The following is a 10,424-nucleotide window of genomic DNA, read 5'->3' on the forward strand; positions in this document are numbered from 1 at the left end:
GGTTTGAATAGTATAATTTCTGAAAACAGAATTTTTATGCAGTTCTTTTACCACATAATCAATTCTCAGATCATGCACGTAATCTGAAAAAGATGTTTTCTTGTATTCATTTATTATTTGAGACAGATAGGCAGTATTTGTATTGAGCTCTTTAGCAATTGTAGTAAGCTTAAAATCATTAGATAAAAACTTTTTTTTTCTTTCCAGCTGGTCTAATTTTGAGAGGATCCTTATGATGAGTCTTTTTTCAATATCAATATAAGATCCGGTATTTTTTTCCGAATGTAAAAGTTTAATCTCATATTCCGAAATAAGCTTTTTTTTCTTTTTATATGCTCTGTAAATTTTTACAAAAGCAATTACCACAAATAAGATAAACAAAGTTGCCAGAAGAATAACCTTTCTTTTGTCTTTTCTCAGCATTTCTTCCGAAAAAGATTGTATTTCCTGTTGCTCATGCCGTCCCAAAAGCAAATTGCCGGATATATTCTGAGATTTTATTTTATCAATTTCCGATAAACTTTGTTTTGCAAATTTATATGCCATTTTACTGTCTCCTGTATTCTCATAATTTATGCTCAGCAAATGGTATATTTTCAATAGATTTTCAGAAGAAAATTGTTTTGTCTTATCTTTTTTGTATAATCGATTAATGTAGTAAAATGCAGAGTCGGTTTTTTTCAGGTTGGTATATATTTCTGCTTTGCCAACCCAGACCGCTTCTTTTGAAGGGTTTTTGCTCATAAAGAGCGAGTCTTTTTCACACTTATTGTATAGTGATAGAGCATAGGAATATCTTTTTTTTAGTAAAGATAAATTTGCCATTCGTAAATAATAGAGTGTGCGTGAATAACCGGAAAAATCAGGAATAGTTTTTATGGTTTGATATGCATTTTTGTAATTGAGGTACGAAGAATCCAGATATTTGCTTTCACCCGAATCTTTATACCATTTAATAAAAGCATCTCCTTTCGTATTGTATGTCGCGGCCGTTTCCAGTTCTCTTGAAAGTTTTATATAAATTTGATGATCCTGATCATTTCGGATATCATATAAGCGTTGATTCAATAGCTCAATGCCCTTTTTATAATTTCCAAGCTCTATATAAGCAACAGCAAAAAAAATCAGCTGCTTTTTTCTATAAATAAGGCTTAAATCTTTAGAATAAAGATCTAAATATTTCAATCCGAGTGAAATGTTTCCTAACCTTCAATACTTGGTTGAGAATATATTTTTGTAAAAGAAAACAAAGCTATAATAAAGATTTGTCTTATTAGAATCATCATTTGTGTTGAATAAATTCTTAATATAAACGATAAAATTCAATTAACAGCAAGCTGTAAGAGAATCATCAATTTAAATTTACAAAAAATAATTTAAATAAGATGAAATTATGTAAATATTATTCATTTACTGCTCGATTTTTAATTAATCTCTGCAATATTGATAAAAATTTCATTTTGTAAATGAGATTAAACAAAATTACTTAAAACTAATTGATAATTGTAAATAAGGTATTAAATTTGATAGTTTGTAACAGTCATTTAATAAACGCTACTTATTAGATGATTTAAAAGAATTTAATAAAATATATATTTACAGATTTATGTGGAAAAATTTTAAGCTAAATAAATTTCTACTCTTTATTCCATTAACAAGTCTTATGTTTTGTTTCAACTCGCCGAAAAATGACGATGAGAAAATGCAGACGATAATGGTGAGCGTTAAAAATACTCTTTCTTATTTACRCTACAGCCCAAAACCTATCAATGATGCCTATTCAAAAGATGTTTACAAACATTATTTTGAAATGATCGATCCCGGAAAAAGATATTTCCTGCAGTCTGATATGAATGAATTTGGCAAGCACGAAACAAAGCTTGACGATTATATCAATCAGGGAGATCTGCAGTTTTATAAGCTGACAATCGACAGATTGTATCAGAGAGTAGACGAAATTGATAAAATGACTCAGGAAATCTTCAGCAAACCGATTAATTTGGAGGAAGATGAAACTTTGGTTTTAGAATCTAAATTGAAAAAAGTTCCTGCAGATCAAAAAGAGCAGTATAATGAGTGGAAAAAATTCATCAAATACAATATCCTTCAGGAAATTGAATCGATGAACAGCAAAGAAGAAGCTCAGAAAGAAAAGAAAGATTCTGTACAGAAATTTAAGCTGAAAGATACCATCAAACTTGAAATTCTTTCGCCACAGCAAAAGCTTACAAAAGCGACAGATGAAGTAAAAGATTTGGTAAAAGAAACTTTTACAAGATTCAAAAAAAGAAAAAAAATGGATTGGTTTTCGGTGTATATGAATGCTTATACAGAAGTTTTCGATCCGCACACCAATTATTATTCTCCAAAAGATAAAGAAGATTTTGATACCCAGTTTAAAGGAAAAGTAATCGGAATCGGTGCTATTATCCAGGAGAAAAAAGGAAACCTTTATTTAGGAGCCTTATCAATCGGAGCGCCGGCTTGGAAATCTAAAAAACTTTCAGAGGGTGATAAGATCTTAAAAGTAAAATCTAAACCTAATGAAGATCACGTAAACGTTGTAGGAATGCTTTCTGATGAGGCAGTTCGTTTAATTAGAGGTGAAAAAGGAACTCCGGTTACTTTAACGGTTCAGAAAAAAGATAAAACAATTGTAGAAGTAACGATGATTCGTGAAGAAGTGGCTATTGAAGACACTTTTGCGAAAAGTATCATTGTAAATTCTCCAAACGGTAAAAAATACGGATTCATCAATCTTCCAAGCTTTAATGCAGATTTCGAAGACGAAAAAGGAAGAAACGCTTCTGATGACATCAAAAACGAAATCATCAAGCTGAAAGCTCAGAATATTGAAGGAATTGTTTTAGACCTTAGAAATAACGGTGGTGGTTCATTAACGGAAGTTGGGGACATCATGGGATTATTTATGAATGCAGGTCCGTATGTTCAGGTAAAAGACGGAAACGGAAAAATCCAGACGTTAAAAAACAAGCAGGAATCACCAATCTGGACGGGTCCTTTAGTAATTATGCAGAATGAAATTTCGGCTTCAGCTTCCGAGATTTTGGCAGGTGTAATGCAGGATTACGGAAGAGCAATTATTGTAGGTTCGCCTCAGTCTTATGGTAAAGGAACGGTACAGACTTTCGTAGATCTGAACAGATTTTTAAACAGTGAAGACGATTTCGGATCTTTAAAACTGACGATTCAGAAGTTCTACAGAATTACTGGTGAATCAAACCAAAGAAAAGGAATTGTTTCTGATGTTCAGATGAAAGACTTCTTTACCTATGCAGAAATTGGGGAAAGATATGATGATTTTGCTTTGGCTTGGGATAAAATTCCGAGTGCTACTTTCCAGAAGCTTAGCTATTTTGATGTAAAAGCTTTAGAAAAAGCGAGCAACGACAGAATGGCAAAAAATGCAAATTATCAATTGTTGCTTGAGTCAGCTCAATGGAGAGAGCAATTAGATAAAGAAGAAACCATTACCTTAAATATCAATAAGTTTAATGACTTGATGAAACACAGAAAATCTCAAATTGAAAAGTTTAAAAAACTGACGAAATTTGATAACGGATTAAAATTTGAAATGTATCCTGCAGAAATCGAAAGAGAGAAAAAGGATGAGGTTTTCAAAAAGAAATCTGAATTGTGGATCAAAAACCTTAGAAAAGATTCTTACCTTCAGGAAGCGATGAACATCGTTGCAGATATGAAGGCTAAAGTTTAAATATCTTATAAAATTTCGGCGCTCATCGAAGATGAGCGCCGAAATTTTTTTATTAAGAATACAGGAATTATTTAATTTCCACACATCCCACTCTTCCGCCTGCATTTCCTGTTGGCTGCGTCATAAAGTCGTCTTTATCGGCATGAATGATGATTCCTTTTCCGATAATATTCTTAGATTCATCTACACAATCGAGACACCATTTATCGGTCTTGAAAGTAAGTTTTGCTTTTCCGTCTGCACCGGCTTCCAGATTTCCGATGTCACCCATGTGAAATTGATTTTCGCCCCATTTTCCGTGATTATGGTTATTAGGATTCCAGTGTCCTCCCGCAGAAGTGGCATCCGGAGCAGAACAGTCGCCTTTTTCGTGAATGTGTACTGCATGAATTCCGGGTGTAAGATTTGTTACTTCCAGATCCATAATCACTTCATTTCCGTCTTGGGTAAATTTTGCCGTTCCGCCGGTTTCGGTTCCGCTTTTTGCCATAATGTTGTAGGTTTTACTCGTACTGCACGATGCTGCAAATAAGGCACAACTGGCTAATAATGTTAAAGTCTGTAGTTTCATAAATTAATATTTAAATGTTGTGATCATAAATTTAGTAAACTATTTCAGAATAGCTTAAGTTTTGAAATTATTAAATAAAGGAGCATCAATCTTGATACCGAACTTGATTTAGAAAAAGATTGAGCAATCAAAGCGTGATATTTTTAGAGCCTGTTTAAGTTTTATTAATTTAAATTCTGTATGATTTTAATTTTTTTCAATCATTTTTATATAATCCTCACAGATTACACATATTAATCTGCTTAATCAGCAAAATCTGCGAGATAAATTATTTAAATTTAAACAGTTCTTAGAGTCTGTTTTTTTTGAATAAAATCAAAAATAGCGGTTCAGTTTCCAAATTCTACAGTTCAGTCACAAAAAATATAAAGCTGTAAAAATTCATCTTATTTTTGATTCGAATTAAAAACAGCTATGAAAACAAAACTATTTTTTCTCATCTCTTTTTTCTCATTTGCGCTGAGTTTTTCTCAGACAAAAATTACAGGAAAAGTGACTTTTAAAAATAAAGGAATAAGCCAGATTAATGTGACTTTAAAAGACACGTACGACGGTGCAACAACAGATTCCGACGGAAATTTCTCTTTTGAAACTTCTGAAAAAGGAAATCATGTATTGACTTTTATTCATCCCAAATACAACGAAATTCAGAAACCGATTTTAATTGAAGATAAAGACATTTCTGTAAATGCCGAATTAAAAGAGCAGATCAATGAAATCGATGCAGTCGTGATTTCCGCAGGTTCTATCGAAGCGAGCGACAGAAAGAGAGCGACCGCTTTATTGACGCCAATTGATATTTACACAACAGCCGGAGCCGATGGACAAATTTCTTCCGCTTTAACTTATCTTCCCGGAGTTCAAAAAGTAGGGGAAACCGAAGGTTTATTCGTTCGTGGAGGAACAGGAACCGAAACCAAAATTTTTATGGACGGAAGTTTAATCAATAATTATTTTTCCAGTTCGGTTCCCGGAATTGCTGGAAGAGACCGTTTTAATACGTCTCTTTTCAAAGGAAATATTTTTTCGAGCGGTGGATATTCTGCTTTGTACGGACAGGCTCTTTCCGGAGCTTTGATGCTCGAAAGTGTAGATCTTCCAGACCAGAGTTCTTATGATTTCGGGGTTTCGCCAATATTTCTAAGCGGAGGTTTCCAAAAATTAGGTGAAAATAAAAATCATTCTTATGGAGCGACTTTAGGATATTCAAATTTAGGTTTGATGCAGGAAGTTTTTAATTTTAATACCGATTTTATTGATGCGCCACGAGGTTTAAATGCAGATGCCAATTTTAGAATCAAAACAAAATCAGGCGGATTTTTTAAATATTACGGAATGTTTGACACTAATAAAATGGGTGTAAAAACCGAAAGTCTGGAACCGGAATATGATTTTGCCTTGGTAAGATTAAAAGGTGAAAATACCTATCATAATTTGTCTTTTAAGCAAAAATTCGGGAAGTATCTTTTTAATACAAGCGCATCGTATTCTTATAATCAGTCAGATTTAAATTTTTCTACGGAAACCAATCAGGTTGAATCGGAAAAAACAGAATTATTAAATGACGGAAATTATATCAATTTTAAAGCAGTTGTCGACCGAAAAATCAATAAAATAAGTGCTTTGAGAGGCGGATTTGAATTGAATTATGCCAACGAAAAACTAAATTTCGGAGAAGTCAATAAAAATTATCGCGATCTGATCTCTTCCGGTTTTGTGGAAACAGATTTAGGTTTCAGCAATAATTTGTCTGCAAAAATCGGATTAAGAGCAGAAAATTCTTCATACCTGAATAAAAATAATATTGCCCCACGTTTTGCTTTGGCTTATCGTTTAGCAAAAGATTGGACAACTTCTTTCGCATACGGATTGTTCTTTCAAAACCCTGAAAGTAAATACATTAATTCATCGGCAAGATTAGGTTTTCAGAAATCTCAGCATTATATTTTTCAGGTTCAGCGATCTACGGAAGGAAGAAGCTTGAGGTTTGAGGCTTTTTATAAAAAATATGATGATTTGATTAAAACCCAGAATATTATTCCGGATTCTGACCAGAACCAGCAAGTGCAAACTGCTTTCAATAATAACGGAAACGGTTTCGCAAAAGGGCTTGAAGTATTTTGGAGAGACAAAAAAACTTTTGAAAACATCGATTATTGGATCAGTTATTCGTTCCTGGATTCTAAAAGAGATTTCCTGAATTATCCTGTAAGTTTAAAGCCTAATTTTGCGGCAGAACACACGCTTTCAGTTGTTGCCAAAAGATTTATCCCCGAATGGAAAACCGGAGTCAACCTTTCTTATACTTATGCAAAAGGTCGCCCTTATTACGACATCGTAACACAAAATGATGTAAATATTATAAGAAATGAAGGAAGACTGAAAGATTACAACGCTTTGAATTTAAGCTTTAATTATCTTCCCAATCTTGGTAAAAAAGATTCGAAAGCATTTACTATTTTCGTTTTAAGTATTTCAAATATTTTAGGAAATAAAAACGTGTATGGATACAATTTTTCACAAAACGGAAGCCGAAGTTCGACAGTTGTTCCGCCGGTCAATACATTTGTTTTTGTGGGAATGTTTATCAGCTTCGGGGTTGATAAAACGCAGGACGCGATTAATAATAATCTTTAAAAAAATGAATATAGAAACTGATTGAGTTGGTTTTAAAAACGCAAATCGAAGATTCGACATAGTCAAAAGAGACATAGCTTTAACACATTAGTCACATTAGTTTTAATTAAAAATAATTGATAAGATCACATTAGTTTTTGAAAATCGAAGATTTTATTGCCTGAACTCGTTAGAATTTTTAACCTTAGCTGAGTGAAACGCTTTGCGAACGAAAAAATATTTCAAACAATTAAAAAAATCTTTGTGGACTTTGCGTTAAAAAAATTAGTTATTAATAAAAAAATTAAACAATAAAATTTCAGAAACTATGAAAAAATACATTTTAAGTTTTGTTTTAGCTTGTATGAGTTTATTATCTTTTGCTCAGGCTAATTATGAAAAAATAATGACAGAGAAAATTGCGAAGATCGAAACCTGCAAAACACCGGATGATTTCCAGGTTTTGGCAAACGATTTTCAGAGAATTGCAGATAAAGAAAGCACAAAATGGCTGCCGAATTATTATGCTGCTTTTTCTTATATTCAGAAAGGAAGAGTTTTGATGAGAGAAGGAAAAATGCAGGAATTAGATGCAACAGCAGATCAGGCTCAAAAATTTGTTGATGCTGCAGAAAGTTTGGAAAAAGAAAATTCAGAGATTCATTTGCTGCAAAAAATGATTTATTCACTGAAAATGATGGTCAATCCGCAGGAAAGATACATGACTTTTGGAATGAAAGCTCAGGAAGAGCTTACAAAAGCTGAAAAATTTAACCCAAACAATCCGAGAGTAACGCTTATAAAAGCGGAAGATATTTACTTTACACCGGAACAATACGGAGGAAGCAAAACCAAAGGAATGGAATTGTTTAAAACCGCTTTGGAAAAGTTTAATTCATTTAAGCCGAAAACAAATTTAGATCCTAATTGGGGAAAAGAAGAAGCTGAATATTTTATCAATCAGCCAGTAAAATAAGTGAATTTTAACTCTATTTTCCAGTATTTTAGCTGCGGAAAGGAATTTTAAGATTATAAAACGTTATTAAAAAAGCGATTCTTAAACCATCAACTGACAACTAAAAACCGACAATTACTTAAAGCATATATTGACCAATGAAACGTAAGAATTTTATAACATTAGCATGGATCTCTTTCGGAACCTCAATGTTTTTCTTTTTTGCTTTTACAAGCGAAAAAACAATAAATAATTTTTTGCTGACCGTGCTTATTTCATTTATGTATTCTTTCGTTTTGGGAGCCGGAAACGGATTGATCAATGATATTCTTAATAAAAAATTTCCCTGGTCTGAAGCGACTACAAAAAGGGCAATTATCAGTATTGTAACGATTCTTATAGCAAACGTAATTCTTGTCTATTTTTGTAATTATATGAATTTTGTAGTGTTTCAGAAAGCGGCAACTACAGAAGAATATTTTTCCGGGAAATACAATTTTATCAACTGGTTTACCATTAATGTTGCACTGCTTATTTCTGCTTTTCTCCATGCAAAAGGCTTTATGGAAGAACTCAAAAAATCTTCTAAAAAGGAAGTTGTAGAGCAAAAATTAATTGCAAAATCAGCCAATGCACAGTTTGAAAGCTTAAAAAACCAGCTCGATCCGCATTTTTTGTTTAATTCTTTAAATGTTTTAAGCTCGTTAATAGATGAAAATCCTGTTCAGGCGCAGAAATTTACCGCTTCTATGTCGAAGATTTACCGATATGTTTTAGAACAGAAAGATAAAGAGTTAGTAACGATTGAAGACGAAATAGAATTTGCAAAAACCTATTGCGGTTTGCTGAAAACCAGATTTGAAGACAGTGTAAATTTTATTTTTAATATAAAAGAAGGAGACTTGCGAAAGTTTGTGGTTCCTCTTTCCCTGCAGTTGCTTCTGGAAAATTGCATCAAGCATAATTTGGCAACGTCTTCAAAGCCTTTGCTGATCAGGATCTTCACGGAAGGAGATACTTTGTGTATAGAAAATAATCTGCAGATTCGTGAACAGATAAAAGAAAGTGCGGGAATTGGTTTGGCAAATATTGTACAGCGCTATTCTTTACTTACAAAAAAGAATGTTTTTATAGAAAAATCAGAAGATTATTTTAAAGTAAAGCTTCCGGTATTATCTGAAAAGCCAAACACCGAGAAGGTTGATGCAAAAAATCAGGATAAAGCTTACGAAAGAGCCAAGAAAAGAGTAAAAGAAATTAAAGGCTTTTACGGAAATCTTATTTCTTACTGCACCATTATTCCTTTCCTGATTTTTGTGAATTTGTACACGCAAAATAAGTATCACTGGTTTTGGTGGCCGCTTTTAGGATGGGGTATTGGTGTTGCTTCATCAATTACCAGATGGCAAAAAAACAGGTAGAAAGATTAAGGGGTTTCTACGGGCATCTGTTTTCATACGTTGCCGTAAACCTTCTGATTGTTTATTTTAATTACATCAATTTAAAGCCAAATGAGAGCTATTTCCAGGTTAAAAATTTCTTTACTGCCATATTTTGGGGAATAGGTGTTCTTGCTCATGCGTTATATGTTTTTTTACCGAGATTCAATTTTGCAAAACGGTGGGAAGAAAAGAAAATTAAAGAATTAATGGAAAAAAATAAAAAAAAAATGAAACTGACTTTTATGAACTTTTGAAATTCTTTTTTTAAGTATTTCTTGTGGTTCTTCAGTTTAAAAAAAATATTAGCAGATAAAATAAAATCCCGATTCCCGTTGAGTCGGGATTTTTGCTGTTCAGTCGATATTTTCTACCATTCGGTCATATAAAGTTGATTCATGATTGATTCTTGATTTAAATTTGACTCAGGAAAAACAAACAAATATTAATTTTAAAAATAAAAAATCATGGAAAATTTATCATTAAACAAAGAAAATCTTGCCTACGAAAAAGCAGCAAAAAGAGTAAAAGATCTGAAAGGTTTTTACGGTAATCTTACTTCTTATTGCCTTGTTATTCCGTTTTTACTGATTTTAAATCTTTTGACGTCACCGGGTCATTTATGGTTTTACTGGCCAATGTTGGGTTGGGGATTGGGTCTTACGATACATGCTGTAAACACTTTCGGAATCGGGAAAAACTGGGAAGAGAAAAAAATAAGAGAACTGATGGAGGAAGAGCAAAAAAACATGAGTAAATAATCTGCCATGGAAAATAATCTTGAAAAACTGCAGTACAAGTTTGCAAAAAGCAGGATGAAAGAGATAAAAGCCTTCTACATTATGCTTACCGGATGTATTTTACTTTCTCCTTATTTAATTTTTATTAATCTGAAAGTAAATCCGGAGTTTAACTGGTTTTGGTTCCCGTTATTGGGTTTCGGGATAAGCATTTTGGGATATGCATTTTATCTTTTTACAGGTAAAAACTGGGAAAAGAAAAAAATAAAACAACTGATGGAAAAGGAGAGTAGAAATTCAAAATTACTTTAAATAAAAACAATTAAAAAATTAATATCATGGATTATAACAGCGCACAAGAAAGGGT

At 32.5% G+C, this 10,424-nt stretch carries 9 protein-coding genes; 7 read left to right on the top strand and 2 right to left on the bottom strand.

The genetic code is table 11. The annotated features are described in order from the left end of the window. Window positions 1–1,068 (bottom strand): hypothetical protein (locus tag AB4Y90_RS12020; protein ID WP_441557818.1); only part of this gene is annotated, 1,068 nt, incomplete at its 3' end. Between the two features lie 538 nt (window positions 1,069–1,606). Here AB4Y90_RS12020 and AB4Y90_RS12025 point away from each other — a divergent pair. Continuing rightward, window positions 1,607–3,736 (top strand): carboxy terminal-processing peptidase, encoded by a 2,130-nt coding sequence (locus AB4Y90_RS12025; protein WP_441557819.1) that lies wholly within the window; start codon window positions 1,607–1,609, stop codon window positions 3,734–3,736. A gap of 67 nt (window positions 3,737–3,803) precedes the next feature. Here AB4Y90_RS12025 and AB4Y90_RS12030 read toward each other — a convergent pair whose 3' ends face one another. After that, the gene (locus tag AB4Y90_RS12030; RefSeq protein WP_441557820.1) at window positions 3,804–4,307 is read right to left on the bottom strand and encodes a superoxide dismutase family protein; all 504 of its coding nucleotides are present in this window, start codon (window positions 4,305–4,307) and stop codon (window positions 3,804–3,806) included. 414 nt (window positions 4,308–4,721) lie between these two features. On the opposite strand from AB4Y90_RS12030, the gene AB4Y90_RS12035 reads away from it, so the two are divergent. From AB4Y90_RS12035 to AB4Y90_RS12060, 6 genes are all read left to right on the top strand, one after another. Continuing rightward, entirely contained in the window at window positions 4,722–6,944 is a 2,223-nt protein-coding gene (locus AB4Y90_RS12035) for a TonB-dependent receptor (protein WP_441557821.1), read from the top strand. Between the two features lie 307 nt (window positions 6,945–7,251). Further along, complete coding sequence (locus tag AB4Y90_RS12040; RefSeq protein WP_441557822.1) at window positions 7,252–7,899, top strand: hypothetical protein; 648 nt, start codon at window positions 7,252–7,254, stop codon at window positions 7,897–7,899. A gap of 137 nt (window positions 7,900–8,036) precedes the next feature. Next, on the top strand, window positions 8,037–9,299 hold the full coding sequence (locus AB4Y90_RS12045) for a histidine kinase (protein WP_441557823.1): 1,263 nt from the start codon (window positions 8,037–8,039) through the stop codon (window positions 9,297–9,299). Beyond that, entirely contained in the window at window positions 9,281–9,574 is a 294-nt protein-coding gene (locus AB4Y90_RS12050; protein ID WP_441557824.1) for a 2TM domain-containing protein, read from the top strand. Before AB4Y90_RS12045 ends, AB4Y90_RS12050 begins: the two co-directional genes overlap by 19 nt. 210 nt (window positions 9,575–9,784) lie before the next feature. Further along, complete coding sequence (locus AB4Y90_RS12055; RefSeq protein WP_441557825.1) at window positions 9,785–10,078, top strand: 2TM domain-containing protein; 294 nt, start codon at window positions 9,785–9,787, stop codon at window positions 10,076–10,078. A 6-nt stretch (window positions 10,079–10,084) separates the two neighbouring features. Then, complete coding sequence (locus tag AB4Y90_RS12060) at window positions 10,085–10,369, top strand: 2TM domain-containing protein (protein ID WP_441557826.1); 285 nt, start codon at window positions 10,085–10,087, stop codon at window positions 10,367–10,369. Window positions 10,370–10,424 lie beyond the last annotated feature (55 nt).

The organism is Chryseobacterium sp. 2TAF14, assembly GCF_052115105.1.
In the GTDB taxonomy this organism is placed as follows: domain Bacteria; phylum Bacteroidota; class Bacteroidia; order Flavobacteriales; family Weeksellaceae; genus Chryseobacterium.

What these genes read in the sequence shown, in the direction of transcription:
- AB4Y90_RS12045 (WP_441557823.1), top strand. Translation starts at nt 8,037, where the DNA reads ATGAAACGTAAGAATTTTATAACATTAGCATGGATCTCTTTCGGAACC.
- AB4Y90_RS12060 (WP_441557826.1), top strand. Translation starts at nt 10,085, where the DNA reads ATGGAAAATAATCTTGAAAAACTGCAGTACAAGTTTGCAAAAAGCAGG.
- AB4Y90_RS12055 (WP_441557825.1), top strand. Translation starts at nt 9,785, where the DNA reads ATGGAAAATTTATCATTAAACAAAGAAAATCTTGCCTACGAAAAAGCA.
- AB4Y90_RS12030 (WP_441557820.1), bottom strand. Translation starts at nt 4,307, where the DNA reads ATGAAACTACAGACTTTAACATTATTAGCCAGTTGTGCCTTATTTGCA.
- AB4Y90_RS12040 (WP_441557822.1), top strand. Translation starts at nt 7,252, where the DNA reads ATGAAAAAATACATTTTAAGTTTTGTTTTAGCTTGTATGAGTTTATTA.
- AB4Y90_RS12050 (WP_441557824.1), top strand. Translation starts at nt 9,281, where the DNA reads ATGGCAAAAAAACAGGTAGAAAGATTAAGGGGTTTCTACGGGCATCTG.
- AB4Y90_RS12035 (WP_441557821.1), top strand. Translation starts at nt 4,722, where the DNA reads ATGAAAACAAAACTATTTTTTCTCATCTCTTTTTTCTCATTTGCGCTG.